Genomic DNA, 25699 nt, shown 5'->3' on the forward strand with positions numbered 1-25699 from the left:
TACAGCCCCTTCTTGGGCTGTCGGCTGGCTGTAGTTTCACTCCCTGCGATCGTGTCGTTCACCGACGGATTGTCGGTCCACCAACACCGTGCCACAAGGCACCCGCCCGATTGCCATATGCCGCGAAACCGACCGCGCGCCGCGGGCCGGCTCAGATCGATCGGCCTTTATAATTGACGCGCATTTTCGCGAAGAAATCGCCGAGCATCATGCGGGTATCGATGGTCTTGTAGATGCGGATTTTTCGCCCGTCGGCTCGCGTCGCGAAGGTCCCATCGGCGTTGAGAAAGGGGGCGACCACGTCGTCGAACGCGCTCGAGCCGTATCGCTCATAGCGGAAATCGGGGCGGTATATGCTGGGACCCCAGTCGGCCAATGCGGTGAGCATAACGAGGGGGCTGTCGCCCAGCGACCAGGTTTCGCCGACGTTGATCGCGCCGCCGAACCGGCCAGCCGCTTCGAATATCTTGCCGTAGAGCCACGCCCCGATGGCGCCATAGGGTGCCACATAGGCCTGTAGTTCGGTATCGGAGACGAGGCAGGTGGCATAGACCGCCCTCGGTATCTGCCAGATGCGCAGACTGGTTTCGTTGAAGATGAATTGGGCGGCCAGCCGGTCGATGTTGAAGTTGGTCTCGCCGGTGCCGCCGGCCGGATAGGCGTCGCCGCCGATCCACACCAGGGTGAGGCGATCCGCGATGGCCGGCTCCAGCATCAACGCACTGGCAACTTCGGTCAGTCCGCCGCCGACCGCGACGAACAAGGGCAGCTTGGTGTCGGTGCGAAGCGCCTCGTCGATGATGGCCTGTGTGCCCGGCGAACGGATCGGGACATGGCTGTCGGCAAGCTTGGCCGGAGAACCCTCATGGACCGAAACCGAGCTGATCTTCATCAACCCGAGCATCTCGCGCGCGAGCGCCGCAGATTGTTTGGCCGTTTCGCCCGGGCGCCCCGTTCCCGTCCCGACGATCGCACGCAACTGGGATGTGGGCGACAAAATGGCGTGGACGGCCGCGAACAGACCATCGATGTCGCCGCTGAGATCGTTCACGAAGATCGATCGCGACCGCGGCCCCGCCGGCGGTGCATATGGCGTGGATGGAGGCGCCTCCGGTGTGGCGCCTTCGATCCGCATGGGAGCGGCCGGCACCGACGATGCAAGCGTCGCCGCTGTCGCCCCCAAGAGAAATCGCCTGCGATCATATGTCATGGAATTCTCGTTGTGATTCGATTGGGAAATTCATTCATTAAATGAATTATATGTGATGGAGTTGCGTTTCAATGCCCTGCACGCAATGTGCAGCGCGACGCGGATTTCCGCGTGAGCGTCGCTGTCCTGAACCCGTCGGGCGATGGACTTCGGGTGCGCTCCCGCTTTATCCTCGCCCGATCGCCTCCAGATACCCGACCGCGCCACGCGCGGCCTCCTCGCGCAGCACGATCGTATCGGTCTCGAACTTCACCCCTGCGATCGTCTCGTTGACCGCCGGATTGCCGGTCCACCACACCACCCGGCACGTCCGCCGCGCGATCCGCCAGCCGTCGGCGGTGCGGACCAGATCATCGTCATACCAGCCGGTGCCGTCCCACAGCGGCGCGCCCTCGACCGCCCGGCGGACCAGCCGCCAGCTGCCATAGACGAAGGCGTGCGCGCGATCGCCGCGGACCTCGACCAGATGGTTCGCCATCACATGCTGGGTGCTGTCGAACGGCGCATGGAACGCCGCGAAATCGGCCTTGAAGCTTGCGAGGTCGCGCCAGTGCGCGGTCGCGCTGAAATCGGCGTCGACATCGGCCATGAAGATCCGGTCGAACAGATCCCAGCGCTGGGTATCGACCGCGAAGGCATAGAGATTGATCAGCTGGATGATCGACCCGACATCGTCCTGCGCCATGCGAGTTCCTTCTTAGATCCTCCCTGAAGCGCAGCTTCGGGGAGGGGGACCAGCGAAGCCGGTGGAGGGGTTTTTCGCCGGTGAACGCAGCGCGTTCGTCGACGTTCTGCGCCACCCCTCCGTCGCCTTCGGCGCCACCTCCCCATCTGCGATGGGGAGGATCTCAGATGATCGACTTCACCGCCTCGACCACCGCCTCCGGCTGCACCAGAAACGCATTTTCCAGCGGCTTCGAGAACGGCACCGGCGAATAGGGCGCGCCCAGCCGGCGCACCGGCGCCTTGAGCGCGTCCCAGCATTCCTCCTGGATCGACGCCGCTATCTCGGCGCCGACGCCGTGCGCGCGCAACGCCTCGTGCACCACCACCGCGCGGCCGGTCTTGCGCACCGACGCGAACACCGCCTCGCGGTCCCAGGGCGCCACCGTCCGCAGGTCGATCAGTTCGACCGAGATGCCTTCGGCGGCCAGCGTCTCGGCGGCCTTGGTCGCGGTCACCACCGCCGACGAGTAGCTGACGATCGTCACGTCGCTGCCTTCGCGCACCAGCTTGGCGACCCCGAGTGGGATCGGTTCGAGATCGTCGGGAACGTCCTCGACCTGGCCGAGCGTCCCGGCGCTGATGATGATCAGGCAGGGATCGGGATCGTCGATGCAGGACAGCATCAGCCCCTTGTAGTCGCTGGCACTGCACGGGGCGACGACCTTGATCCCGGCGGCATGCGCAAACCATGCCTCGAGATGGTCGGCATGCTGGCCCGCGGTCGAAAAGCCCGCGCCGGTCAGCGTCTGGATCGTGATCGGCACGCTGGTCTGCCCGCCCGACATGAAACGCAGCTTGGCGGCATGGTTGAAGATCATGTCCATCGCCACCGTGGTGAAGTTCATCAGCATGATCTCGGCGATCGGCTTGTAGCCGCCGATCGCCGCGCCGATCGCCGCGCCGATGATCGCCTGTTCGGAGATCGGGGTCGACTTGACCCGGTCGTCGCCGAACCGGGTCGACAGCCCGCGGGTGGTGCCGACGACGCCGCCGCCCTCGCGGTCGGCGACATCCTCGCCGATCACCACGACCTTGGGGTCCTTGGCCATCGCGACCGCGATCGCGGCGTTCATCGCGCCGATCGGGTTGAGCTTGGTGGTGCCGCTCATCGGGCGATCTCCGTCGCGAAGACATCGCGGCGCAGTTCGTCCACCGAGGGAAAATCGCTGGCGAGCGCGAACGCGGTCGCGTCCTCGACCTCGGCGGCGATCGCCGCCTCGATCCCGGCAAGCCGGTCCTCGGTCGCGGCGCCTTCGGCGATCAGCTGCGCGCGAAAAGCGGGCAGGGGGTCCTTCGCCATCGCTTCGGCCTTCTCCTCCTTGGTCATATATTTGTCGTCGTCGCCGAACACATGGCCCATGAAGCGGAAGGTGACCGCCTCGATCAGGGTCGGCCCCTCGCCGTTTCGCGCCCGCTCGACCGCTTCATGCGCGACCGCATACATCTCGGCCGGGTCGTTGCCGTCGACGGTGAAGCCCGGCATGTCGTAGCCGATCGCGCGCTTGGCGATCCGGTCGACCGCGGTGCCGTTCTCATAGCGCGTATGTTCGGCGAAGCCGTTGTTCTGGCACACGAACAGTACCGGCAGCTTCCACAGCGAGGCGAGGTTGAGGCTCTCGTGGAACGCGCCGATGTTCGACGCACCGTCGCCGAAATAGGCGACCGCGACCCGCCGGCTGCCGTCGAGCTTGGCCGCCCAGGCGAGCCCGTTGGCGATCGGCATCGACGATCCGACGATGCCGGTGGTCACCATCACCCCGCTCGCCGGGTGGGTCAGGTGCATCGGACCGCCCTTGCCCTTGCAGGTGCCGTCGACCCGGCCGGCGATCTCGGCCCAGAGCGGGCGCAGCGGCATGTCCTTGGCGACCATGTCGTGGATGCCGCGATAGATGGTGCAGATCGTGTCGTCGGGGTTCAGCAACGCCGAGATCGACGCCGGGATCACCTCCTGCCCGCGCCCCGAATAATAAGGCATCTGCAGTCGCCCGGTGCGGATCGCCTTGCGGATCGCATCGTCGTTGCGCTCGATCCGCGCCATGCGGCGATAGATGTCGACCCGGGTCTCGGCATCGGCGGTCACCCGATTGGCGCGTTCGGCCTGCATCGTCTCTCCTGTCGGCTGGTCGGTTCTGTTCCTCGATCCCCCTACCATGCGAGCCGCTCGCTTCCCGCGCTATCGCTTCAGTTTCGCGGCGTCTCTGTCGCGAGACGGACATGGGTGCGATATTCGGATGGCGAACAGCCGATCGCGCTGCGGAAGCTCGCGGAGAAATGGCTCGCGCTCGCGAACCCGGCCTCGGCGGCGACAACCTTCAGCGGCTTCTCGCTCTCGGTCAGCATCGTCCGCGCCTTCGCCAGCCGCACCTGCGCGATATAATCGTGCAGCGTCATCCCCTGCGAACTGCGGAAGGCGCGGGCCAGATGGCGCACGCTCACCCCGCAGCGGCGCGCGATCTCGGCGCTGGTCAGCCGCGATCCCCCCGTTTCGACCAGGCCGCGGATGCGGTTGAGCTGCCAGTCGGCGAGCCCGCCCTGCTCGACCGCGCGCGCCTCGCGCCGCACCTCGCGATAGAGCTCGATCGCGAAGGCGGTGAGCAGCGCCTCGACGAACGCCGGGCTGTCGGGGGAGGGGCGCAGCACCTCGCCGGTCAGCCGGTCGAGCAGCGCCTTGAAGAACGGCCCCTCGCTGCCCAGTCCGCGCATCGCCCATTCGCTCGGCCAGGCCTCGGACCCGGTCATCGCCCGGAACCGTGCGATCGCGATCCGGCAGATCAGGAAACAGGCATTGCCCGGGCCGTGCGCGATCATCATCGGCGTCGACGGATCGTTGACCCCGAATTGCGCCACCGTCAGCGGCCGCTCATGCCCGGGATGGTGCCAGCGGATCGTCTGGTCGCCCTTGAGCGGCACCATCAGCCGCGAGATGTAGAAATGGTCGCTGTCGGGCATTACCCAGCCCGCCGCATCCCACTCGAACTCGCGGATCTCGACATCGCCGCCGTCGAAATCGATCCGCCCGCGCAGGGTCGATCGCGACCCGTCGAGATCGCGCACCGGTTCGATCGCCTCCAGTGGAGCGATGGCGCTTCGCATGGCCTGTTCCTCTCGTCGCCGTCTGTCGTGGCTGTCCCGACAGTGCCGCGTTCGGGCAGCCGCTGTCCAGCATCGTCGCACGTCCGGTAGCGCGCCGCGCGGTCGGCCGCTCGAAGGCGGCATGACCCTGTCTGCAATGCGATATGTCCGCGACAGGCAATAAGCATAGCTCGACCGCTTTCGCGCCTCATGCGATTTCCCGAACCGGATTCACACGACGCCACTTCTTTCTTCGTCATCCCAAACTTGATTTGGGATCCAGACACGCAACGCCGCGATTCATGCCTCGACGTCGCGTTTCTGGATCCTGATTTTCATCAGGATGACGAGACAGGTGATGTGGGCATCCGACAGGTATCGGCAGCACAAGGACCCGCCATGGCCCATATCACCATCGACCGCAGCGCGGCCGCCGACGGCATCCTCGCCATCCGCTTCGACCGCCCTCAGGCCCGCAACGCGATGACGATGGCGATGGTCCGCGATCTCATGACCGCGCTCGATAGGGTCGCCGCCGATCCCGCCTGCCGGGTCGTCCTGCTCGCCGGCGAGGGCGCCGCCTTCTGCGCGGGCCTCGACCTCAAGGCGGCGATGGCGGACGACGACGCCCCCGACGGCGCGCTCGCCTGGAGGACGCTGCAGGAGTTGTACGCCGGCGCGATCCTCCGCCTGCGCCGCATGCCCCAGCCGATCATCGCCGCGGTCCAGGGCGCCGCGATCGGCTTCGGCTTCGGTCTCGCGCTCGCCGCCGATATCCGCATCGCCGCGACCGGCGCCACCTTCTCGGTCGGCGCGGTGAAGCTGGGCCTGAGCGCCGGCGAATGCGGGATCAGCTACCATCTCCCCCGCCTGGTCGGTGCGGGCCGCGCCTTCGAGATCATGCTCACCGGCCGCCCCGTCGCCGCCGCCGAGGCCGCGGCGATCGGCCTCGTCAGCCGGATCGTCGACGACGCGCATCTGTTCGACGAAACCCTAGCCACCGCCCGCCTGATCGCCGCCAACAGCCCTTATGCGGTCACGGCGACCAAGAGCCTGATGTGGGCCAATCTCGAAGCCGCCAGCCTCGACGCCGCGGTCGCGCTCGAAAACCATGTCCAGGTCACCGGCCTCGTCACCGACGACTTCCGCGAGGCCGCCCGCGCCTTTGCCGAGAAGCGCCCTCCGTCGTTTCGAGGGTGCTAGAGCATTTTCAAGTCAGGTGGAATCACCTGACGGCTCGGAAAATGCGGAAAACAAAGACAATCTAGAGCATGCAAAAGGGCCGCCGGATCGCTCCGACGGCCCTTCTTTCAAGTGCATCGCGCAGCGATCAATAACCGCTGCCTTGCTCCATCGGCGCGGCGTCGGCCTTCGCGGCGGCAGTCGGGGCGGTACCGCCGCCGAGCACGCCCAGATTGTCGCCTTCCTCGCCGAACCAGGTCCGGAATTCGGCGAAGCCGGGGATGCCGGCGAAACTGCTGTTCGCGTCGCGGTCGATCGCGACATGGATCAGCGCGGGCAGGCCCGAGGCGAGCGCGCGCTCGACTGCCGGGCCGATATCCTCGGCCCGTTCGACAAATTCGCCATGCGCGCCGAAGCTTTCGGCGGTCTTGTCGAGACGCACCGCGCGGTTCCACAGCGCCTCGGGGGTCGGGGTGTCGGCGCCGAAATTGGCGCGATAGGACGCCGCCTCGATCCCCCAGGCATGGTCGACCGCGACGATGCAGATCACCGGCAGCTTGCGGCGCACCGCGGTCTCGAGCTCGGAGATGTGGAACAGGATCGACGAATCGCCGGTCACCAGCACCACCCGCCGGCTGTCGCCGACCCCGATCTGGGCGCCGAGCGCATAAGGCAGGCCCGGGCCGATCGCGCCATAGTTGGAACACCACATCGCGTCGCGCGGGGTGTAGGACAGCAGCCCCGAGAACCACATGCTCGACGCGCCGCCGTCGCGTACCAGCACGGTGCTTTCGGGCAGGACCTTGGTCGCCTCGATCGCCAGCAGGCCGCTGTGGATCGGCGTCGACGCCTTGGGCACGCTGTCGACCAGCGCCTGCTTCTCGGCGGCGTTGATCCGCTTCCATTCGGGCAGTTCGTTGGGCAGCGCGCGCTTGAGGTCGCCGAGCGCGGTGGTGAGCTGCGGGACGATCGCCTTGAGGCAGCCGACCAGCGGCACGTCGATCGGGCGGTTGACGCCGATCGCGGTCGGGTCGCGCTCGATATAGATCCACTTGCGGTCGACATTGCCCTGCGCCCAGTGGCGGCCGCGGCCATAATGGAGCTGCTCGCCGATCTCGGTGCCGATCGCGAGGACGACATCGGCCCGGGCGACCGCCGCGTTCGCGCCGCCCGAGGCATAAGCGAAGCTCTGGTCGTCGAGACCGGCCAGCACCGCCTCGACCGCCGGGGTGGCGATCACCGGGCAGCCGAGCTTGCCGGCCAGCGCGATCAGCGCCTCATGCGCGCGCGATACGAACGCACCCTGGCCGACCAGCATGATCGGCGCCTCGGCCTCGGTCAGCAGCTTCACCGCCTCGGCGAGCGCACCGGTGCCGGCCTCCTGGCCGACCAGCCGGTAACGGTGCGGGGCGGGGGCGGCGGGCAGGTTGAAATGGGCCTGCATCACGCTCAGCGGCAGCTCGACCATCGTCGGGCCGGGTACGCCGTTCAGCGCCTGGCGGAACGCCTCGTGGAAGACGTCGTCGAGCTGCTCGGGATATTCGACGACGCCGACATATTTCATCATGCCTTCGAACAGAGGCGGCTGGCTCAGATACTGCATCTTGCCGCGGCGAACGCGCTGTTCGTAGAAACGCTGGCGCTGCGCCATGATGAACACCGCCGGCACATTCTCCTTCATCAGATAGGCGACGCCCGCGGCGATGTTGGCGACGCCGGGGCCCTTGTTGATCCCCAGCACCGCCGGCTTGCCGGTCACCCGGTAGAGACCATCGGCCATCAGCGCCGCGGTCTGCTCATGGTGCGGCGAGACGATGCTGAGACCGCGCTTCTCGGCCTCGATGAACATCGCGAAGAAGCTGGGATCGGGGATGCCGAAGATCGTGTCGACGCCCTCGGCCTGGATGAGATCGAGCATGCGTTCGTGGATCTTGATCATGGTCACCCCTCGGCGGTTCCGTAAGTCTTATGCCCCGTGCCTATGGCGGGTCGCGGCGCCATATGCACGGGGTTCGGATCGGCTTCGATCGGTTGAACAGGATATCGCGATGGCGATAGCCGATCACGTCGCCCCGGCGGAGGCCGGGGCCGCCCAAGATAACAGGACTCGCTCGAGCCTTGGGCGGCCCCGGCCTCCGCCGGGGCGACGCATTGCGTTACTCCGCCGCCACCGCTTCGGCGGCGACCGCCTCGGCGATCGGCTTCGTCTGCGACAGCGAACTGCCGAAGCTGTGGAGCCCCAGCGCGTGGAGGCCGCCCAGGCCGCCGCACACGAACAGCACCATGTCCTTGGGCTCGGGGGTCGCATAGATGCGGCCGTCCTCGCGGACCCGGCCCTGGCCTTCGAGCTGGGCGCGGTGATGCGGTTCGAGCCAGTCGGCCGAGGCGCTGGCATATTTCCAGAGGATCTCCTGGACGTCCTCGATATTCGGGACTTCCTTCGCGACGATCTCGGCGCAGATCGGGTTGATGCCGATCGTCATCTCCGAATATTCCATCGACGGCGAATAGCAGTTGGCCCCGGCATAGGAGACCGACTTGCCGATCATCTCGAGGAACGCCATCGCGCCGGTCGAGGTGGTGTCGAGCACGTTCATCGTCCCCATCGTGCTGAACGCGGTGACGGCATTGCCCTTGACCCCGGCGCGGCGCTCGGCGAGCGGCGCCCAGGGGGATTTCTCCTCCCATTCGCCCATCAATATGCTCGCGAGCCGACCCGGCGAGCCGAAGGTGGTCTGCGAGGTGACCCCGGCGACCTGGCCCGCGACATTGCGCATGATCAGCCGGATCGCGCGGCCGATCGCATTGGCGCGGGTCGCGACCCCGCCGGCGCAGCCATAGCTGTAGGGGATCTTGAGCGCGTCACGGATCGGTCCATTGACGATGAAGCCGGGATAGACCGGGGCGGTGGTCGCATTGACTCCGTATAGCTCGAAATCGGGTTCGGCGATCGCCTGGATCGCGGCGATGATCAGTTCGAGCGAGTCCGCGGGCGCGCCGGCCATCACCGCGTTGATCACGATCTTCTCGACCGTGCATTCCGAACTGTCGGGCATCCGCGCGATCAGTTCGTCGGGATAGCGGTCATTCTCCGACAGGAAGGTGCGGACGCGGGCGTCGGTCGGCGGGATCACCGGCAGTCCGTCGCCCCAGCCCTGTTCGAGCGAGAAGTCGATGAACGCCTCGAGATCGTCCGAGGTTTCGAGCCGGCGGCTGGTCAGCCAGTCGACCTCGCAGCCCGCCGGGCCGCAATCGCGGCTGACCAGCGGCTTGACCACCGCGTTGGAGCGGACCGAAGGCTTGATCCTGTGGATGGTCACGCCGCCTTCTCCTGCGCGGTGAGGCTCGCGCCCATGACGCCGAGCAGCCCTTCATAATAAGCTTCGGCGACCGGATCGACCTCGTCGCGGGCAAGTTCGTTGAGCGGATAGGGCAGGACATGGACGCGCAAGCCCGAACGGCCGCCGCGCGCCGCCAGCTCATGCGCGAAATCCTCGAAATTCTTGGTCGCGATCGCGGTGGTGGCGACCCCGGCATTGGCCGCCGCGATCGCATCGCGGATCGTCCAGCCGGTGCACGAGCCGCAATTGGCGAGGCCGACGACGGCGATGTCGATCGTCTTGAGCCAGGCGTCGAGCGAGCGCGCCTGCTCTTCGCCTTCCTCGCCCGAGCGGTTGGTCGAGCGCCAATAAGAGACCTCGGCGCCGGCATCGCGGAATTTCTGCTCCCAATTCTCGCTGATCCAGTCCCAGCAGCGCCAGATCTGGTCGAGGCGGAAGCCGATCCGCTTGCCTGCGAGCAGCCCGGCATCGGGGCCGGGGCTGGCATTGTCGTCCATCCGTTTGGCGGTGGGGTCGAGAACCTTGATGAGTGCCATGTCAGCCTCCTGCTCCATGTGTTGCGCGGAGAATTGCAGGCGGAACTGAATGCGTCCAATGTATTTCATGGTCGGATTTGATGAGTTTCATGCATCATGCTTCAACTGCGCAACCTTCGCCATCTCGTCATGCTTGCCCGGCGGCTCAATTTCGCCCGCGCCGCCGAGGAACTGGGAATCTCGCAATCGGCGCTCAGCCGATCGATCCAGGCGCTCGAGGCGCAGCTCGGCATGCGATTGTTCGACCGCGATCGCGCCGGGGTGAGCCTGACCCCGCAGGGCGAGCAGGTCGTCGAGCGCGCCGGCACGTTGCTCGCCGATGCCGATGATTTCGAACATCATGCCCGGCTGAACGCGCTCGGCGCGGCGGGACGGATCCGTTTCGGGATCGGGCCGATGCCGGCGCGGGCGCTGCTGCCGCTGGTGCTCGCCGACCGGCTGCGCGACGCGCCCGACATGACCAACGACGTGGTGGTGCGCGACGTCGACGGCCTGTGGGCGCTGCTGCTGGCGGGCGACGTCGAATTCTTCGTCAGCCAGGAAGGGCTGCTCGCCGACGCCACCCAGGCGCGGATCGAGACGCTCGGCCATTTTCCGCTGAGCCTGATCGTCCGCGCCGGGCATCCGCTGCTGGCCGGCGACTGCCCGGGGGTGACATTCCCGATGGTGCGGTCGAGCTGGGTCGGGCTGCCGCTGCCGCCCGAGATCCGCAGCCGGGTGCGCGGCGCCGCGCATATCATCGAGGATTTCGGTTCGCTCGCGGCGGTGACGGCGGCGACTGATGCGATCTGGTTCTCGTCGACCTATGCGGTCACCGGCGAACTGGCGGCGGGCCGGCTGTGCGAACTGCCGCGCCCCGCCGACGTCCCCCCGCTCGAGGTGCGGATCGGCATGTACACGCTCGCCCGGCGGTCGCCGTCGCCGGCGGCGCGCGCGTTCCGCCAGGCGTTCCGGCACCATATCCGCGAACTGGGGCAGGGGGGCGGCCTGGCGAAGCCCGGTTGACAGCCCCACGCCTCCTGTCCAACATTCCGCTCAGTGCGCTGCTGGAGCGCCGCCTGTCCGCGGCAAGGGAGATCGCTCCCATCCAGTTGAAAGATGACTTACGAACCCTTCTTCCGGCCTTTCGTAAGCGGACGCCAGGCGATTGGAAGGATGGTGTCCGATGAGCCGACCCCTTACGCCCCGCACGAATCTCGTCACCCTCAGGAAAGACGCCAAGCGCTGGCTCAAGGCGTTGCGCGCAGGCGATGGCGCAGCGCGTGCCCGTCTGATCGCGGCTTGGCCTGCAGCGCCCGCCGAACCGATCCTGCGCCATGTCCAGCACGCGATCGCGCGCGAATATGGCTGCGAAGGCTGGACCGCGCTCAAGGCGACGATCGACGATCTCGCTCGCACCGGCAAAAGCCATGGCGATCGCCTCGACCAGTTGCTGCGCCATGGCTGGGACGGCGATACCCGCCTCGCCCGGCGGGTTCTCGACCGCCACCCCGCCATCGCCCGCGACAGCCTGTTCACCGCGGCGATCTGCGGCGACCTCGCCGAGGTCGCGCGGCGGCTCGCCCGCAACCCCGCGGACGCGCGGGCGACCGGCGGCTCGCTCGGCTGGACCGCGCTCGCCTATGTCGCTTATGGCCGGCTCGATACGGTCAACGCCGTCGCCATCGCTCGGATGCTGCTCGACGCCGGCGCCGATCCGGATTTCCGCTTCGACGATGGCTGGGGCAACCCGTTCAGCGTGCTGGCCGGGGCGATCTGGCTCGGCGAGCAGGGACGGCCCAGCCATGCTCGGGCGCGCGAACTGGTCGACCTGCTGGTCGCGGCCGGCGCCGATCCGTTCGATCTCCAGGCGCTCTACAACATCGCCTGCGTCGGCCAGGAGACGATGTGGTACGAATGTCTGTGGCGCCATTGCGAGGCGCGCGGCGTCGCCGGCAAATGGGCCGACAAGGCGGCCGGGCGGCCCGGCGGAAATCTGGAGATCGACACGCTCGACTTCCTGCTCGGCAGCGCCGCCGGCCAAAATCATCTGGCGCGCGCCGAATGGGCGCTGGCGCATGGTGCCGATCCCGATACGCTCCAGGCCTATAGGGGGCAGTCGGTGCACGCGCTGGCCCAGCTTTCGGGCTTTCTCGACATGGCGGCGCTGCTCGAACGCCATGGCGCCCGGCCGGCGCGACTTGCGGGCGTGCAGGCTTTCCAGGCAGCGTGCCTGCGCGGCGACGCGGCGACGGCGCGCGCGCTGCTCGCCGAGGATCCGGGGCTCGCGGAGCGTCGCGGTCCGTTGCTCGCCGCCGCCGAGTTCGGCAATGCCCCGGCGGTCGCGCTGCTGCTGTCGCTCGGCGCGTCGCCGCGCGGGCTCGACAAGGACGGCATCAGCCCGCTCCATCGGGCGGCGCAATCGGGTTCGCTCGCGGCGGTCGACCTGCTGATCGCCGCCGGTGCCGATATCGACCTCGAGGAGCGGCGCTGGAACGGTACCCCGCTCAGCTGGTCGGCGGTGCTCGGCCAGCCACAGGTCACCGAACGGCTGGCGCCGGTCAGCCGCGACGTGCGCACCCTCGGCTGGCTGGGCCGGCTCGACCGGCTCGAGGCCGTGCTCCGGGCCGAACCGGAGCGGGCCAATCGCGCATTGCCCGACGAGACGGCGCCGACCCCGCTGTTCGTCCTGCCCGATGATCCCGAGGCGGCGGCCGCGGTCGCGCGCATCCTGTTGGCGCACGGCGCCGATCCGATGCACCGCAACGCCCGGGGCCGAACCCCGATCGAGATGGCGCGCGAGGCGGATCTCGACGAAGCCGCCGATGCGATGGAAGCGGCGGCGCATTGACTCACGCATAACTCGCTGGCTATGAATTTGATCGATAGCCAGCGAGTTATGAGTCCCGATGCCCGACGCTCAGAATATGTTGTTCAAGACGCTTGGCGATCCGACCCGCCGCGCGATCTTCGAACGGCTGTGCCGCGGCGGCGAGCAGACCGTCGGCGCGCTGACCGCGCAGGCGGGAATATCGCAGCCGGCGGTGTCGAAGCATCTCGGCATCCTCAAACAGGCCGGGCTGGTCCACGACCGCCAGGCGGGGCGCCAGACCCATTATAGCGCGCGGCCGCGCGCGCTCGCGCCGCTGCTCGACTGGACGACCCAGATGGCCGGCTTCTGGGAGGGCCGGTTCGACGATCTCGAGGATCTGCTGAAGAGGATGGACCAATGAGCGACGCCGCGCCCGAAACCGTGCGCCAGACCCGCACCGTCACCGTCGAGCGCGAGATCGGCGCGCCGCCCGAAAAGCTGTGGCGCGCGCTGACCCAGCCGCATCTGATCGCCGAGTGGCTGATGAAGAACGACTTCGTCGCCAGCGTCGGCCACCGCTTCGCGCTGAGCGCCGACTGGGGCGCGGTCGCCTGCGAAGTCCTCGAGATCGAGCCGCACCGCAGCCTGTCCTATACTTGGAACGCCAACGGGCTCGAAAGCATCGTCACCTGGACGCTGACCCCGACCGGTGCGGGCACCCGGCTGCGGATGGAGCAGACCGGCTTCAAGCCCGACCAGCTACAGGCCTATCATGGCGCGCGGGTGGGCTGGCCGAAATTCTTCGCCAGGCTCGACGAGGTGGCGGCGCGGATCGATGGAGAAGACCGAGGAGAGTTCCGATGAAAGGCCATCGGCGCATCCGCCAGCTCCATCGCTGGCTGTCGATCGCCTTCACCCTGGCGGTGATCGCCAATATCGCGGTGATGGCGCGCGAAAAGCCCGCCGCCTGGGTGGGCTTTCTGGCGCTGTTCCCGCTGATCCTGCTGCTGGCCAGCGGGCTCTATCTGTTCGCGCTGCCGTATTTCGGCAGGCGCCGTCGCGGCGGACGGGAGCGCGCATGACCGTCCTGCTCGCCGGCGGCAACCCGCAGATCGCCAAGGCCGACGGCGACGCGCCGGTCCAGGCCTATATCGCCGCGATGCCGGGCTGGAAAAGCGATGTCGGGCGCCGGCTCGATGTGCTGATCGTCGGCACCGTTCCCGACGTGCGCAAGGCTGTCAGGTGGAACTCGCCGCTCTACGGCGTCGAGGGGCAGGGCTGGTTCCTGAGCCTGCGCTGTTTCACGCGCTATGTCAGGCTGGCTTTCTTCCGCGGCGCGGTGCTGGCGCCGGTCCCGCCCGGCGGATCGAAGGACCCGGACACGCGCTATTGCGATATCCACGAAGACGATCCGTTCGACGAGGCGCGACTGGCCGACTGGATCGGGCAGGCATCGCGGATCCCCGGCTGGATGGCATGACGAGATATGATAGAAAGAGATTATGACCGAGACCGAAACCACCAGGACCCCGGCGCAACTGATCGATCAGCGGATCGCCGAGCTCGGCGACTGGCGCGGCGAGACGCTCGCCCGGCTGCGCGCACTGGTGAAGGAGGCGCTGCCCGATATGGTCGAGGCGTGGAAATGGCGCGGGGTGCCGACCTGGTACCAGGACGGCATGATCTGCACCGGCGAGACCTACAAGAAGGTCGTCAAGATGACCTTCGCCAAGGGGGCTTCGCTCGACGACCCGACCGGGCTGTTCAACTCGAGCCTCGACGGCAATGTCCGCCGGGCGATCGATTTCGCCGAGGGCGACGCGATCGACGAGGCGGCGCTGAAGGCGCTGCTGCGCGCGGCGGCGGCGTTGAATGCTTCGGGTGGGAAGGGGTGATCGAGCGGCTATTTGCATGGGCGATGCCACGGTGATGAAACCGACGAGGCGCTGGGTGTTGGGCGGCCTCACCGCCGCTGGCTTGACCATCGCCTCAAGGTCGTCGCAGGCTCAACAAATGCCGCCCGATCTCAGCCACCTGACACCCGAGCAGCGCGCCAGATATGAGGCGATGCACGCCCGAATGACGGCCGCCTTTACCTATGAACGGATTGTCGTTCCCGGCGTGGATGCGCTTGCCGAGTGGGAGCGGCTCAAGGGGGCAGGGCGCGGGTGGCCCGTCATCGTTGGCGGTGACAATGATCTCGAGCGAATTATGGAGCAGTTCACCCTGGCCGATCCCCAAGTGTCCGGTGTTTCCATACCGGGGCTGGAATTGCGCTCGCCCGAAGCTATTCTCGCTGCGGCGGACAAGCTCGAATTTCCGGCTGATCTCCGAAAATGGTCCGGCGGCTATCAGCCAGAGGATCTGCGAGCCCCTGAGGGGCATTGGCCGTCAAAGATCGATGTGGGGCCACCGGGGCCCAGCGTCGCTACCGACATCGTTTCAGGCAAGTTTCACGACCGGGTGCATATCGTGCTCGTTCCAGCCAAATTCGGCTGGGAGGTTCCGGCTTATCTGCGATGGGGCGACTGGAATGCGTGTCCGCCTCCGGAATATCATGTCGCCGCTCTCCGGACATGGCATGATGCTTTTGCCGTCGATCTGGTCGGAATGAACGGCGATACGATGAATTTGCGGGCTGCAAATCGTCCGCGAACCCGCGATGTGGCGATGAAGCTTGCCCGGGAACAATATGGATATTGCCCGGATATCGTCGATCAAGGGGTAGGATCGATTTCGGCCCTCGCCGCAACGTTGATGGCTTCCGAATGGTGGTATCTTTGGTGGGATTGAGATGTTTGTGATTTCTCACTGCAAGCGGCGATCCGTCACCTGTAAATGACCGCTGGTGAAAGTTCGGACCCTCAGCGCGCCAGCAGCCCCGCATTCCCCTGATGCAGCCTTAGCCGTAGCGCATTCTGATAATAGGCGACCGCCTGATATTGGCCGACCAGGATCGGCAGCTCGATCAGCTGGCGCGCGTCGAGCCGCTCGGCGAGCGTCGCCCAGGTCGCATCCGAGATCATCGCGTCGGCGAGCAGTTCCTCGACCGCGCGCAGGAGCGCGCGGTCGGCGTCGGACCAGCCCGGCGCGGCCGACCCCTGCGTCACCCGCTCGATCTCGTCGGCGTCGATGCCAACCTTCTTCGCGACATGGACATGCTCGCCCCATTCATAGGGCGCCTGGCATAACCAGCCGACCCGCAGCACCGCGAGTTCGCGGTCGCGCGCCGACAGGGCGCCGCGGGCGATCAGCTGGATGCCGAGATCGGTCTGGGCGGCGAACAGGTCGGCATGGCGCAGCATCGTCCGGATGATCTCGGGCAGGGTCGCGAGCCGGGCGGGGTCGTCGGGCGGCAGCACCTTGCCGGGCGGGTTCGCGACCTCGGGCAGCCGGCCGCGGTCATAGGTGCCGAGCGCGGCGTTGACGTCGATCATCCTTGCGATGATCGCCTGGAGCGCGGGCGACAGGCTGTCGACCTCGAGCGGCGCGATCCGCGGTCCGTCGCCGAGCACCTGCGCGTGGCGCCGCGCGACGTCGATGCGATCGACCTCGCGCCGTGCCGGCTGCTCGCCGCCGCTGTTGATCCCGTCTTTCCGTCCGAGCATAGGCCTCTCCCCGCGACGCCCGGCACCTGCCGGCCGGGTCATCGTCCGGAGCGAGACTGGCGTGTCCGGCTCCCGACCGGAAGCGCTTTCTAGGCCTTGACCCGGCCCCATGCCGACAAGATCGCCGCGACGGTAAGATCGGCGTCGGCCATCGTCGTCGCGACCGACGACACCGACACCCGCATCACTATGCGGCCGCGCCACGCCGCCGATCCGATGAAGGCGATTCCGTCGGCCTGGATCTGCGCGACCGTCGCCAGCGTCAGCCGGTCGCCGTCGTCACCGCTGCCGAAGCGAACCAGCAACTGGTTGAGCTCAACCTGGCAGACCAGTTCGATATCGGGTTCGGCTGCGAGCCGGTCGGCGATATGGCTCGCGACCCGGCAATTGCTCTCGACCATGCGGGCGATGCCGTCGCGGCCGAACTGGCGGATCATCGCCCAGGTCGCGAAGCCGCGCGCGCGGCGCGACAATTCGGGGACATAGGCCGAGGGTTCGCGCTCGGCATCGGCGGCCTGCGGCAGATAGCTGGCGCTGATCGCCATCGCGCGGCGGTGCGCCTCGGCATCGCGGACGATCGCATAGCCGCAATCATAGGGGGTCTGCAGCCATTTATGGCCGTCGGTGCCCCAGCTGTCGGCCTGTTCGACCCCGGCGGTCAGATGGGCAAAAGCCGGGCTCGCCTGCGCCCACAGCCCGAAGGCGCCGTCGACATGGAGCCAGGCGCCCGCCGCGCGCGCCATCGGCGCGATGTCGGCGAACGGGTCGCAGGCGCCGGTGGCGATCTGGCCGGCCTGGGCGACGACGATCGCCGGGCCGGTGGTGCCGCGCAGCGCCGCCTCGAGTTCGCCCGCCAGCATCCGGCCGGCGGCGTCGCTGGCGATCGTCCGCACCCGCGACGCGCCGAGCCCGAGATATTTGAGCCCCGAAAACACCGTGGCGTGGGCGTCGGCGCCGATCAGCACGGTGATCGGCGGTGCCCCGAACAGCCCGTCGGCCTCGACGTCCCAGCCGACCCGGCGCAGCACCTCGCTGCGCGCGGCGGCAAGGCAGACGAAATTGGCGATGGTGGCGCCGGTGACATAGCCGACCGAGGCGGTCGCCGGCAGCCCGAGCAGGTCGAGCAGCCAGCCCGCCGCCACCGCCTCGACCGCGGCGGCCGCGGGCGCCGCGAGCAGATTGCCGGCATTCTGCCCCCACGCCGCGGTCAGCCAGTCGGCGGCGACCCCGGTCGGATGCGAATTGCCGATCACCCAGCCATAGAAGCGTGGGGCGGTGCTCGCGCGGATGCCCGGCGTCGCCCGCTCGATCAGCTCCTCGAGGATCGCCACCGCATCGCCGCCGGTCTCGGGCGTCGGCGCGTCGAACGCCGCGATCATCTCGGCATAGCCCGCGGTCGGGGTGCGTTCGGCCGCGGCGATCACCCGCCGATAGGCGATCGCCCCGCGTGCGGCGAGCGCCATCGCGGCAAAAGGATCGTCGGCGGGTGGGGTGCTGGTCATGGGAATCTCCGTTGATGCGACATCCTAACATTGCGCGCCGAAAGCAAATCCTGCTTCTTGCGGTCACATGCTGCGGATGCGCGTGGGGAAGGGATCGCGATGCCATGGCCAGCCGTTCGGTCGTAATGAGCGACAATTTCGACCTGCTCGTCGTCGGCGGCGGGATCAACGGCACCGCGATCGCGCGGGCGGCGGCGGTGGCGGGCAGGTCGGTGCTGCTGGTCGAGCGTGGCGACCTGGCCGGCGGGACGTCGTCCGCCTCGACCAAGCTGATCCATGGCGGGTTGCGCTATCTCGAATATTACGAGTTCAAACTGGTGCGCGAAGCGCTGAGGGAGCGCGCGATCATGCTGCGGACCGCGCCGCATCTCGTCCGCCCTCTCGAATTCCGGCTGCCGCACCGGCCGTCGATGCGGCCCTGGCCGGTCGTCCGGCTCGGGCTGTGGCTCTACGATCTCTTCTCGATCGGCGGTGGCCTGCCGCGCTCGCGCGGGCTGCGGATCGACGACGACCGGTTCCGCACCGCGCATGGCCGCGGCTTTTCCTATTGGGACGCCTGGGTCGACGATGCCCGGCTGGTCGTGCTCAACGCGCGCGACGCCGAAGCGGCGGGGGCCGAGATCCGCACCCGGACCGCGCTGGTCTCGGCGCGGCGCGAGGGCGAGGTCTGGCAGGCGCGGCTCGCGACCCCCACCGGCGAGCGGCAGGTGACGGCGCGGATGCTCGTCAACGCCGCCGGCCCCTGGGTCGACGAGCTGCTCCATGGCCCGCTCGGTTTTGGTGGGCGTCGCCATGTCCGGCTGGTGCGCGGCAGCCATATCGTCGTCCGCCGGGCGTTCGATGGCGATCACGCCTGGCTGCTGCAGCAGCCCGACGGGCGGATCGTCTTCGCGATCCCGTATCTCGACGACCTCACCCTGATAGGTACCACCGATGTCGCGGTGGCGGCGCCCGAGGAGAGCCGGATTTCGATCGAGGAGACCGACTATCTGCTCGATGCGGTGAACCTCTATCTGCGCGCGCCGCTGACCCTCGCCGATATCGTCGGCGACTATGCCGGGATCCGGCCGCTGTTCGACGACGGCGCCGACAAGCCCAGCGCGATCACCCGCGACTATCGGCTCGAACTCGACGCCGACGGGCCCAAGCTGCTCAGCGTGTTCGGGGGCAAGATCACCACCGCGCGCCACCTCGCCGCGGTCGCACTCGCCAAGCTCGGCATCCGCGGCGGCGATACACGGAAACGGCCATTGCCCGGCGGCGACGTCGCCGATTTCGCGGACTTCCTCGCCGGGGTCCGCCGGCGCTGGCCCTTCCTCGACGAAGCGACCGCGACCCGGATGGCGCGGGCCTATGGCACCCGCATCGCCGATCTGCTCGGCGATGCGGCGTCGGCGAACGATCTCGGCCGCGATTTCGGCGCCGGTCTGTCGGCGCGCGAGGTCGATTATCTGGTCCGGCACGAATGGGCGATCTGCGCCGACGATATCCTATGGCGGCGGACCAAGCTCGGCTATCGGCTGTCGGCCGAACAGGCGGCGGCGCTCGATGCCTGGCTGCAGGAGAGACTTTTGCAGGAGATGGGGCAATGACCCGGCGCAGCATCGTCGCGATCGACCAGGGCACGACCTCGACCCGGGCGATGCGGATCGGCGCCGACGGCGCGGTCGAGGCGGTCGCCGCGCGCGAACTGCCGCAGCTCTACCCGCATCCCGGCTGGGTCGAGCAGGATCCCGAGACGATCTGGCGCGACGCCCGCGATGTGCTGCGCGAGGTGCTGAGCGACGATGTCGCCGCGATCGGCATCACCAACCAGCGCGAGACGATCCTGCTCTGGGACCGCGCGACCGGCGCGCCGCTCCACAATGCGATCGTCTGGCAGGACCGGCGTACCGCCGATCGATGTGCGCAACTGCTCGCCGATGGCATCGAGCCGATGGTCCGCGCGCGCACCGGGCTGCTGCTCGATCCCTATTTCTCGGCGACCAAGCTCGGCTGGCTGCTCGACCATGTCCCGGGCGCGCGGGCGCGGGCCGGACGCGGTGAACTGGCGGCAGGGACGGTCGACAGCTTCCTGCTGTGGCGGCTGACCGGCGGGCGGATCCATGCCACCGACGTCACCAACGCCTCGCGCACCTCGCTCTACGACATCGTCGCGGAGGCCTGGGACCCCGACCTGCTCGACCTGTTCGGCATTCCCGAAGGGCTGCTGCCCGAGGTCCACGGCAATGCCCATGTCTTCGGCACCACCGACAGCAGCATCGCTGGCCGAGCGGTGCCGATCGCCGGGATGGCAGGCGATCAGCAGGCGGCGCTGATCGGCCAGCGCTGCTTCGCGCCGGGCGAGATCAAGTCGACCTATGGCACCGGCTGCTTCCTGCTCGCCCATATCGGCGACACCCCGATCCTGTCCGACAAGCGATTGCTGACCACGATCGGCTACCGGATCGGGGCGGAGCGCGCTTATGCGATGGAGGGATCGATCTTCATCGCCGGGGCCGCGATCAAATGGCTGCGCGACCGGATGGGGCTGATCGCCAGCGCCGAGGAGACCGCCGCGCTCGCCGCCTCGGTGCCCGCCGATCATGGCGTCCATCTGGTGCCCGCGTTCGTCGGGCTTGGCGCGCCGCACTGGCGCACCGACGTCCGCGCCTCGATCATGGGAATGACCCTCGACACCGATGCCGCGACCATCGCCCGCGCCGCGCTCGAGGCGGTCGCCTTCCAGACCTGCGACCTGATCGACGCGATGGCAGGAGACCGGATACCGGCGCCCTCGACGATCCGCATCGACGGCGGCATGGCGACAAACGACTGGTTCGCGCAGTTCCTCGCCGACATGATGGGCCAGCCGGTCGAGCGGCCGGGCAATCATGAGGCGACCGCGCTGGGCGCCGCCTATCTCGCCGGGCTCACCGTCGGGCTGTGGCCCGATCTCGCGGCGCTGCGGTCGCTCGACCGCGACGTCCGCCGCTTCGTACCGGCGATGGCGCAGGCCGATCGCGCGTCGGCGTTGCGCGGCTGGCGGTGCGCGGTGCGGCAGGTGCTCGATGCGGAGCGGGTGCCGGGCTGAGCGGCGCTATTCCTGCCTCGGTGTCGCTGCACCGTCACAGGTGGCGGGCGGCATCCATGCGTTGGTGCAAGATGCGCACGACGGCGATACCGTAGCTGGTCATTTGAAAATAGATAATATGATGTTCGACACTACGGCGTCGGTAGCCCGCACGAACATAGGCACAGTCCTGTGCCTTTTGCGGAGCTTTGGCGAGATCGGCGCAGGCCGCCTGGATGAGATCGATATAGAGCAGTGCTTGCGGCAGGCCCCAACGGGCAGCGGTATAGTCGAAAACGCCGTCGAGATCGCGCTGGGCCGTTGGACTGAGCCGATATTCAGCCATGCTGGGCTAATTTGCGCTGCTTGAAAGCAGCGAAGTCGAAGGGCTCGGGTTCGCCGCTCCGCTCGCCTTCGATCAGCGCCTGGCGGATAGTCTCGATTTCGAAGCTGCGCTCCTGTGCACGCCGGATCAGGTCGCGGATCGCTTCGCTGTCATTGGTATAGGCGCCGGCCTCGATCTGCGCAGCGATCCAGGCATCCTGTTGATCGGTAAGGGTAATGGTCTTGCGGACGGTTCCCATCTGCCGACGCTCCTATAGGTCTTGATGAACAGTGAATCATGTTATTGGTGCAAATTGGCGCATGTCCACTGTAATCGCGGTGGAGCGCATTGCGGTTCGATCACCTTCACACCAGCCTGAACCGCACCCCCTCATAGCTCCGCACCGCATTGCCGCGTTCGAGCGCCTGATGCTGCTGCCACAGGCTGTGTTCGCCCTCCGCCGCGGCGCGATCGCGTCGCTGTTCGAGCAGCAGGAGCAGTTTGAGCCGGGCGATCCTCTTGTTGGCGAATTGCGAGCGCTGGTCCTGCGACAGCGCGGTCAGTCCGGTGGGCAAGTGGATCGCACGCACCGCGCTGTCGGTCTTGTTGACATGCTGGCCGCCGGGTCCCGAGGCGCGCATCGTCTGATAGTCGATGTCCCGTTCGCGCAGATCGGGGATGTCGGGGACCGCGGACAGTGGCCGGACCCCGACGAACCAGTTGCGCCTTTTGTGCAGCGGCCGGAACGGGCTGGTGCCGATCCAGCGGACGGTGCCGGTGCGCGCGGCGACGAAGCCGTCGCTGCCGTCGCCCGACAGGCGCAGCAGCGCGGACTCGACCGGGCCGGCGAGCGGATCGACCGGTTCGCAGGCGATGCCCGCCGCCGCCGCCTCGCGGCAGAAGGCGCGGGCGAGCTGATCGACCACCCACGCGCATTCGCGCGGGCCCTGGCCGGCCGAGATATGGAGCAGCGTCTCGGTCATGCCCGCCTCGTCTTGTAGCTGATCAGCGGGCGCAGCGTCGCGATCGGATCGATCAGTCCGGCCTCGGCAAGATCGGCGATCACCCGGTGGATATCCTTATAGGCCTGCGGCGCCTCCTCGTAGATCAGGTCGCGATCCTCGCAGATCACCCGGCTGCCGATCGCGGTGCGTTCGAGGTCGGCGATGGTGAAGCGCCGCTCGAGCTTGCCGCGCGCTTCGCTGCGGCTCCATTTCCGCCCGGCGCCATGGGCGAGCGAATGGAGTGCCGCGTCGGCATGGTCGGAGCGCGGCATGACGACATAGCTCAGGTCGCCGCGCGATCCGGGGATGACCACCGGCCCCTTGTCGGCGGGCGCCGCGCCCTTGCGGTGCAGCCAGCCGCCCTGGTGCGGGGTGACGCTGTTATGGCCGATGTCGAGCAATCGCCGCCCGGTCATGCCGAGCCGGTCACGGAAGCGCTCGGCGATGATCGCGCGGTTGAGCGCCGCCCAGCCCATCGCCTCGTCATGTCGGTGCAGATAGGCGCCGGCTTCGGCGGTTCCCGCCGCCAGTGCGCCGGCGCCATGGCGGGCGAGATGGTCCTCGATGATGGCATGGCCGAGCCCGCGCGAGCCGCTGTGCACCATCAGCAGGATGCGGCCGGCATCGAGCCCGAGCGCGTCGAAGCGCGCCTGGTCCAATATGCCGTCGACCGCGAGGATCTCGGCGAAATGGTTGCCGCCGCCGATGCTGCCGAGCGCATCGCCGGTCAGCGTAGCCGGCAGTCCTGCCTCGGCCAGCCGCGCGGCATGGTCGCCCGGCCATGGCTCTTCGAGTCCGCGCAGTTTGCGGTCGGCGGCGTCGGGGCGGAATTTGCGCAGCGGCGTCTCGCTCTGCCACAGCGCCATGCCGCAACCGATGTCGCTGCCCACCAGATGCGGGTGGATATGGCTGCGCGACCAGAAGGCCGCGCCGACCGCGATGCCGCGGCCGGCGTGGAGATCGGGCATGCCGACGACCCGGTCGATGCCTTCGAGCGTCGCGCTGTGGCGAAGCTGGTCGATCGCGGTCTGGTCGATCCAGCTTTCGGGCGAGGCGATGATGCGGATGGTGGCGCCAGCGGTCATGCGGCGCTCCTTCCGGCAGATGGACGAGCGCCATGCCACGTCCGGATGGCGCGATCCGATCGCTGTGATGGATGAGCTATGGATGAAATCGATATCGTAGCCGCGCGGCTACGCGGAAAGATCAGGCGAGCAGCGTCGCCCCTGCGGAAATGGCCCATGCGATATGGTCCTGAACATGGAAGGATAGAACCTCGGTGCGATGTGCGGAAGCATGTTGCATGTTCAGTCCTTTCCCTGCAGGAGCCAATCGAGGGGCGCGATTAGCTCAGCTCATCGATATTATCAACATCATTTCTATATCGAGATCGCCCGCCCGAAAGCCGTGCGCGTGACATCATCTAACGGAGCCGCAAGATCGACCGCCACCAACTTGGCTATATGGGAGGGAGCTGGCTCATCATGTGGACTTTCAACACCGACATCTTCCTTGCTAGGGAGAAGCGTGAAGGCCGCGTTGGGGGGGCATAGGGGCAATGGTTCGAACGGGTTTGGCGATCATATCGGCGGTGGTGTTGGGCGCATCCGCCCAGGCGCGGGACGCGAGCGACTGCCGTCTCGGCCGCATGAAGATGGAACGCGTGTTCAACCGCCAGATGCCGGTCGAAACCTGGCTCGCTCCGGCTGGGACCCCGCTGACCAAGGGCACGATCCTCGCCAGCCAGACCTTTGTCTACGCGGCGAAAGTCTATCGGCTGAAAAACGAGATCTCGCTCGCACCGATATCGGATTCCCGTCTCCCGGTGACCGCGACGATCACGATGTGGCGGACGAAGGACGGCATCGTGCCCTGTGCCTTTCCGAACGACGCGATGCCCGACGGCTTGATATGCCTGTTCGATCCCGACGGGAATGGAGGCTATCGCCGTTTCGGCGTGATGAACCCGCGCGGCTATTGGAGCGGAAAGCGGGAAAGCCCGGTGCTGGCGCAGCCCGCCGAACTGGTCGAGGATTCGGCTGAAACGCGATTGCCGGCCATGCTGGTGACGAAACAGCTCGAGATCAAATCGGCGACGCCGGACAAGGTCGGTTATGTGGTCATAGCCGGGCAGGATCATGGCGGATCGGGGCCGGGGCGCCTGTTCGAACACTATATCCAGGCCGAGAATACCGTCGCCATCAAGGCGTCCCAACCGCTCGACCTCGGCGGCTATGCCGTGCAGATCGCTTCGTCGGGCGGGGCGATGAACGGATCGACCAGCGGGCCGACGTCGCCATGGGGCAAGCTGTCCTGCGATGGCAGCCGCGTCGTGCTGGGGCGCAGCTTCGCCGCGCATCAATATGGCTTCTCGCTCGAAATCGACTTCGAATAGCGCGCGACCCGGCATCGGCGGAAATCCCTGACACCGTGAGATCGCGGCCGTCGAAAGGCGTTCAGGCTTGATCGTCCTCCGCCGCTTCGAGCAATGCGGCGGCCATATGGTTGAGCGGGGTCGCGATGCCGTGGACGCGGCCCGCCCGGACGATCACCCCGTTGCGCGCGTCCCATTCCATCGGCCGGCCGGCGAGGCGATCGGCGTGGAGCGAGTTGATCCCGTCGGGCGATCCGGCGCGGGCGCCGTCGACGACGAGATCAGGCAGGTCGTCGGGCAGCGTCGCGCCGGCGGCGCGGCCGACCGCGAGGCATTCGGCGACCAGCCCGCGCATGACCTCGGCGACCTCGGGCATCCGGGCGATCCCGGCCGGGCGCAGCGCCAGCGCATTGACCGCGCCGGCGCAGTTGACCGCGAGCTTGCGCCAGGCGGCGGTGGTGAAATCACCGGTCGCGGCGACCTCGATCGGGGTTGCCGCCATCAGCGCGACGAAGGCGCGCCCGGCATCGTCATCGGGCACCAGCATCGATCCCATCCGGCGCTGGAGCACCCGGCCGGGTGCGGTCCGCTCGGCAGGGATGTCGACGATCACCGGCACGATCCGGTCGTCGGGCATCCACCCGGCGAAGCGGGTGCGATGCTCGACCCCGTTCTGGAGGATCGCGACCCGGGTGACGGGGCCGACCAGCGGTTCGAGCCAGCGCACGACGCCGTCGGCATCATAGGTCTTGGTGACGACCAGCACCCAGTCGACCGGGGTCGCCGAGGCCGGATCGGTGCGGATCAGCGGCCGGGCGGCGATCGGCCCCGACGGGGTGTCGATATGGAGGTCGGCGACCGGCGTGCGCACGCACAGTTCGACCTCATGCCCGCCCGATAGCATCAGCCACGCCGCCACCGTCGACCCCACCGCACCGGCGCCGATCACCGCTATTCGTGCCACGCTTCGTCCTTT

At 67.8% G+C, this 25699-nt stretch carries 27 protein-coding genes; 12 read left to right on the forward strand and 15 right to left on the reverse strand.

Annotation, left to right across the window (positions count from 1 at the left end; genetic code table 11):
* Window positions 1-151 precede the first annotated feature (151 nt).
* The 5 genes from AC1RM6_RS01705 to AC1RM6_RS01725 form a co-directional block, all read right to left on the reverse strand.
* A complete protein-coding gene (locus tag AC1RM6_RS01705; protein WP_493097855.1) occupies window positions 152-1210 on the reverse strand; it encodes a nucleoside hydrolase in 1059 nt (352 codons plus the stop codon).
* Window positions 1211-1376: 166 nt separating this feature from the next.
* Complete coding sequence (locus AC1RM6_RS01710; RefSeq protein ID WP_493097856.1) at window positions 1377-1895, reverse strand: nuclear transport factor 2 family protein; 519 nt, start codon at window positions 1893-1895, stop codon at window positions 1377-1379.
* Between the two features lie 163 nt (window positions 1896-2058).
* The gene (locus tag AC1RM6_RS01715; RefSeq protein ID WP_493097857.1) at window positions 2059-3045 is read right to left on the reverse strand and encodes an alpha-ketoacid dehydrogenase subunit beta; all 987 of its coding nucleotides are present in this window, start codon (window positions 3043-3045) and stop codon (window positions 2059-2061) included.
* Window positions 3042-4040 (reverse strand): thiamine pyrophosphate-dependent dehydrogenase E1 component subunit alpha, encoded by a 999-nt coding sequence (locus AC1RM6_RS01720; RefSeq protein WP_493097858.1) that lies wholly within the window; start codon window positions 4038-4040, stop codon window positions 3042-3044. Before AC1RM6_RS01720 ends, AC1RM6_RS01715 begins: the two co-directional genes overlap by 4 nt.
* Window positions 4041-4117: 77 nt before the next feature.
* A complete protein-coding gene (locus AC1RM6_RS01725; RefSeq protein WP_493097859.1) occupies window positions 4118-5029 on the reverse strand; it encodes a helix-turn-helix transcriptional regulator in 912 nt (303 codons plus the stop codon).
* Window positions 5030-5407: 378 nt separating this feature from the next.
* Between AC1RM6_RS01725 and AC1RM6_RS01730 the strand changes: the two genes are divergently transcribed.
* Window positions 5408-6211, forward strand: coding sequence for an enoyl-CoA hydratase/isomerase family protein (locus AC1RM6_RS01730; RefSeq protein ID WP_493097860.1), 804 nt, complete (start codon window positions 5408-5410; stop codon window positions 6209-6211).
* Between the two features lie 127 nt (window positions 6212-6338).
* Here the strand turns inward: AC1RM6_RS01730 and AC1RM6_RS01735 are convergent, their stop codons facing one another.
* From AC1RM6_RS01735 to AC1RM6_RS01745, 3 genes are all read right to left on the reverse strand, one after another.
* Window positions 6339-8129 (reverse strand): thiamine pyrophosphate-binding protein, encoded by a 1791-nt coding sequence (locus AC1RM6_RS01735; protein ID WP_493097861.1) that lies wholly within the window; start codon window positions 8127-8129, stop codon window positions 6339-6341.
* Between the two features lie 217 nt (window positions 8130-8346).
* Window positions 8347-9510 carry a hypothetical protein gene (locus AC1RM6_RS01740; RefSeq protein ID WP_493097862.1) on the reverse strand — a complete coding sequence of 388 codons (1164 nt, stop codon included), beginning with the start codon at window positions 9508-9510 and terminating at the stop codon, window positions 8347-8349.
* The gene (locus AC1RM6_RS01745; RefSeq protein WP_493097863.1) at window positions 9507-10067 is read right to left on the reverse strand and encodes a UGSC family (seleno)protein; all 561 of its coding nucleotides are present in this window, start codon (window positions 10065-10067) and stop codon (window positions 9507-9509) included. Before AC1RM6_RS01745 ends, AC1RM6_RS01740 begins: the two co-directional genes overlap by 4 nt.
* Before the next feature lie 96 nt (window positions 10068-10163).
* On the opposite strand from AC1RM6_RS01745, the gene AC1RM6_RS01750 reads away from it, so the two are divergent.
* The 8 genes from AC1RM6_RS01750 (at window position 10164) to AC1RM6_RS01785 (ending at window position 15651) form a co-directional block, all read left to right on the forward strand.
* Window positions 10164-11072 carry a LysR family transcriptional regulator gene (locus tag AC1RM6_RS01750; protein WP_493097864.1) on the forward strand — a complete coding sequence of 303 codons (909 nt, stop codon included), beginning with the start codon at window positions 10164-10166 and terminating at the stop codon, window positions 11070-11072.
* A gap of 160 nt (window positions 11073-11232) precedes the next feature.
* Entirely contained in the window at window positions 11233-12897 is a 1665-nt protein-coding gene (locus AC1RM6_RS01755; protein ID WP_493097865.1) for an ankyrin repeat domain-containing protein, read from the forward strand.
* A gap of 58 nt (window positions 12898-12955) precedes the next feature.
* Window positions 12956-13279, forward strand: a complete 324-nt coding sequence (locus tag AC1RM6_RS01760; protein WP_493097866.1) for an ArsR/SmtB family transcription factor — start codon at window positions 12956-12958, stop codon at window positions 13277-13279.
* A complete protein-coding gene (locus AC1RM6_RS01765; RefSeq protein ID WP_493097867.1) occupies window positions 13276-13722 on the forward strand; it encodes an SRPBCC family protein in 447 nt (148 codons plus the stop codon). Before AC1RM6_RS01760 ends, AC1RM6_RS01765 begins: the two co-directional genes overlap by 4 nt.
* Entirely contained in the window at window positions 13719-13940 is a 222-nt protein-coding gene (locus AC1RM6_RS01770) for a hypothetical protein (protein WP_493097868.1), read from the forward strand. Before AC1RM6_RS01765 ends, AC1RM6_RS01770 begins: the two co-directional genes overlap by 4 nt.
* Entirely contained in the window at window positions 13937-14338 is a 402-nt protein-coding gene (locus tag AC1RM6_RS01775; RefSeq protein WP_493097869.1) for a DUF1801 domain-containing protein, read from the forward strand. Before AC1RM6_RS01770 ends, AC1RM6_RS01775 begins: the two co-directional genes overlap by 4 nt.
* Window positions 14339-14360: 22 nt before the next feature.
* A complete protein-coding gene (locus tag AC1RM6_RS01780) occupies window positions 14361-14753 on the forward strand; it encodes a DUF1801 domain-containing protein (protein ID WP_493097870.1) in 393 nt (130 codons plus the stop codon).
* A 16-nt stretch (window positions 14754-14769) separates the two neighbouring features.
* Complete coding sequence (locus AC1RM6_RS01785; RefSeq protein WP_493097871.1) at window positions 14770-15651, forward strand: DUF4253 domain-containing protein; 882 nt, start codon at window positions 14770-14772, stop codon at window positions 15649-15651.
* Window positions 15652-15722: 71 nt separating this feature from the next.
* Here AC1RM6_RS01785 and AC1RM6_RS01790 read toward each other — a convergent pair whose 3' ends face one another.
* Window positions 15723-16466 carry a carboxymuconolactone decarboxylase family protein gene (locus tag AC1RM6_RS01790; RefSeq protein ID WP_493097872.1) on the reverse strand — a complete coding sequence of 248 codons (744 nt, stop codon included), beginning with the start codon at window positions 16464-16466 and terminating at the stop codon, window positions 15723-15725.
* Between the two features lie 89 nt (window positions 16467-16555).
* Window positions 16556-17968, reverse strand: a complete 1413-nt coding sequence (locus tag AC1RM6_RS01795) for a pyridoxal phosphate-dependent decarboxylase family protein (RefSeq protein ID WP_493097873.1) — start codon at window positions 17966-17968, stop codon at window positions 16556-16558.
* A 104-nt stretch (window positions 17969-18072) separates the two neighbouring features.
* On the opposite strand from AC1RM6_RS01795, the gene glpD reads away from it, so the two are divergent.
* Together glpD and glpK are read left to right on the forward strand one after the other, a co-directional pair.
* The gene (gene glpD / locus AC1RM6_RS01800; RefSeq protein ID WP_493097874.1) at window positions 18073-19560 is read left to right on the forward strand and encodes a glycerol-3-phosphate dehydrogenase; all 1488 of its coding nucleotides are present in this window, start codon (window positions 18073-18075) and stop codon (window positions 19558-19560) included.
* Window positions 19557-21041 carry a glycerol kinase GlpK gene (glpK, locus tag AC1RM6_RS01805; RefSeq protein ID WP_493097875.1) on the forward strand — a complete coding sequence of 495 codons (1485 nt, stop codon included), beginning with the start codon at window positions 19557-19559 and terminating at the stop codon, window positions 21039-21041. The genes glpD and glpK overlap by 4 nt, the downstream gene beginning before the upstream one ends.
* Window positions 21042-21075: 34 nt before the next feature.
* Here the strand turns inward: glpK and AC1RM6_RS01810 are convergent, their stop codons facing one another.
* From AC1RM6_RS01810 to AC1RM6_RS01825, 4 genes are all read right to left on the reverse strand, one after another.
* On the reverse strand, window positions 21076-21366 hold the full coding sequence (locus tag AC1RM6_RS01810) for a type II toxin-antitoxin system RelE/ParE family toxin (RefSeq protein WP_493097876.1): 291 nt from the start codon (window positions 21364-21366) through the stop codon (window positions 21076-21078).
* Window positions 21359-21604, reverse strand: a complete 246-nt coding sequence (locus tag AC1RM6_RS01815) for a type II toxin-antitoxin system ParD family antitoxin (RefSeq protein ID WP_493097877.1) — start codon at window positions 21602-21604, stop codon at window positions 21359-21361. Before AC1RM6_RS01815 ends, AC1RM6_RS01810 begins: the two co-directional genes overlap by 8 nt.
* 106 nt (window positions 21605-21710) lie before the next feature.
* Window positions 21711-22328 carry a peptide chain release factor H gene (gene prfH, locus AC1RM6_RS01820; protein WP_493097878.1) on the reverse strand — a complete coding sequence of 206 codons (618 nt, stop codon included), beginning with the start codon at window positions 22326-22328 and terminating at the stop codon, window positions 21711-21713.
* Entirely contained in the window at window positions 22325-23434 is a 1110-nt protein-coding gene (locus tag AC1RM6_RS01825; RefSeq protein ID WP_493097879.1) for an RNA ligase RtcB family protein, read from the reverse strand. Before AC1RM6_RS01825 ends, prfH begins: the two co-directional genes overlap by 4 nt.
* A 563-nt stretch (window positions 23435-23997) precedes the next feature.
* On the opposite strand from AC1RM6_RS01825, the gene AC1RM6_RS01830 reads away from it, so the two are divergent.
* Window positions 23998-24744, forward strand: a complete 747-nt coding sequence (locus AC1RM6_RS01830) for a hypothetical protein (RefSeq protein WP_493097880.1) — start codon at window positions 23998-24000, stop codon at window positions 24742-24744.
* A gap of 61 nt (window positions 24745-24805) precedes the next feature.
* Here AC1RM6_RS01830 and AC1RM6_RS01835 read toward each other — a convergent pair whose 3' ends face one another.
* A complete protein-coding gene (locus AC1RM6_RS01835) occupies window positions 24806-25687 on the reverse strand; it encodes a 2-dehydropantoate 2-reductase (RefSeq protein ID WP_493097881.1) in 882 nt (293 codons plus the stop codon).
* Between the last annotated feature and the right edge of the window lie 12 nt (window positions 25688-25699).

It is taken from the genome of Rhizorhabdus sp. GW822-FHT03C02 (assembly GCF_058801765.1).

Excerpts from the sequence above, each read along its gene's own strand:
- AC1RM6_RS01705 (WP_493097855.1), bottom strand. The coding sequence starts at position 1,210 with ATGACATATGATCGCAGGCGATTTCTCTTGGGGGCGACAGCGGCGACG.
- AC1RM6_RS01710 (WP_493097856.1), bottom strand. The coding sequence starts at position 1,895 with ATGGCGCAGGACGATGTCGGGTCGATCATCCAGCTGATCAATCTCTAT.
- AC1RM6_RS01715 (WP_493097857.1), bottom strand. The coding sequence starts at position 3,045 with ATGAGCGGCACCACCAAGCTCAACCCGATCGGCGCGATGAACGCCGCG.
- AC1RM6_RS01720 (WP_493097858.1), bottom strand. The coding sequence starts at position 4,040 with ATGCAGGCCGAACGCGCCAATCGGGTGACCGCCGATGCCGAGACCCGG.
- AC1RM6_RS01725 (WP_493097859.1), bottom strand. The coding sequence starts at position 5,029 with ATGCGAAGCGCCATCGCTCCACTGGAGGCGATCGAACCGGTGCGCGAT.
- AC1RM6_RS01730 (WP_493097860.1), top strand. The coding sequence starts at position 5,408 with ATGGCCCATATCACCATCGACCGCAGCGCGGCCGCCGACGGCATCCTC.
- AC1RM6_RS01735 (WP_493097861.1), bottom strand. The coding sequence starts at position 8,129 with ATGATCAAGATCCACGAACGCATGCTCGATCTCATCCAGGCCGAGGGC.
- AC1RM6_RS01745 (WP_493097863.1), bottom strand. The coding sequence starts at position 10,067 with ATGGCACTCATCAAGGTTCTCGACCCCACCGCCAAACGGATGGACGAC.
- AC1RM6_RS01750 (WP_493097864.1), top strand. The coding sequence starts at position 10,164 with ATGCTTCAACTGCGCAACCTTCGCCATCTCGTCATGCTTGCCCGGCGG.
- AC1RM6_RS01755 (WP_493097865.1), top strand. The coding sequence starts at position 11,233 with ATGAGCCGACCCCTTACGCCCCGCACGAATCTCGTCACCCTCAGGAAA.
- AC1RM6_RS01760 (WP_493097866.1), top strand. The coding sequence starts at position 12,956 with ATGCCCGACGCTCAGAATATGTTGTTCAAGACGCTTGGCGATCCGACC.
- AC1RM6_RS01765 (WP_493097867.1), top strand. The coding sequence starts at position 13,276 with ATGAGCGACGCCGCGCCCGAAACCGTGCGCCAGACCCGCACCGTCACC.
- AC1RM6_RS01770 (WP_493097868.1), top strand. The coding sequence starts at position 13,719 with ATGAAAGGCCATCGGCGCATCCGCCAGCTCCATCGCTGGCTGTCGATC.
- AC1RM6_RS01775 (WP_493097869.1), top strand. The coding sequence starts at position 13,937 with ATGACCGTCCTGCTCGCCGGCGGCAACCCGCAGATCGCCAAGGCCGAC.
- AC1RM6_RS01780 (WP_493097870.1), top strand. The coding sequence starts at position 14,361 with ATGACCGAGACCGAAACCACCAGGACCCCGGCGCAACTGATCGATCAG.
- AC1RM6_RS01785 (WP_493097871.1), top strand. The coding sequence starts at position 14,770 with ATGGGCGATGCCACGGTGATGAAACCGACGAGGCGCTGGGTGTTGGGC.
- AC1RM6_RS01790 (WP_493097872.1), bottom strand. The coding sequence starts at position 16,466 with ATGCTCGGACGGAAAGACGGGATCAACAGCGGCGGCGAGCAGCCGGCA.
- AC1RM6_RS01795 (WP_493097873.1), bottom strand. The coding sequence starts at position 17,968 with ATGACCAGCACCCCACCCGCCGACGATCCTTTTGCCGCGATGGCGCTC.
- glpD (WP_493097874.1), top strand. The coding sequence starts at position 18,073 with ATGGCCAGCCGTTCGGTCGTAATGAGCGACAATTTCGACCTGCTCGTC.
- glpK (WP_493097875.1), top strand. The coding sequence starts at position 19,557 with ATGACCCGGCGCAGCATCGTCGCGATCGACCAGGGCACGACCTCGACC.
- AC1RM6_RS01810 (WP_493097876.1), bottom strand. The coding sequence starts at position 21,366 with ATGGCTGAATATCGGCTCAGTCCAACGGCCCAGCGCGATCTCGACGGC.
- AC1RM6_RS01815 (WP_493097877.1), bottom strand. The coding sequence starts at position 21,604 with ATGGGAACCGTCCGCAAGACCATTACCCTTACCGATCAACAGGATGCC.
- prfH (WP_493097878.1), bottom strand. The coding sequence starts at position 22,328 with ATGACCGAGACGCTGCTCCATATCTCGGCCGGCCAGGGCCCGCGCGAA.
- AC1RM6_RS01825 (WP_493097879.1), bottom strand. The coding sequence starts at position 23,434 with ATGACCGCTGGCGCCACCATCCGCATCATCGCCTCGCCCGAAAGCTGG.
- AC1RM6_RS01830 (WP_493097880.1), top strand. The coding sequence starts at position 23,998 with ATGAAGATGGAACGCGTGTTCAACCGCCAGATGCCGGTCGAAACCTGG.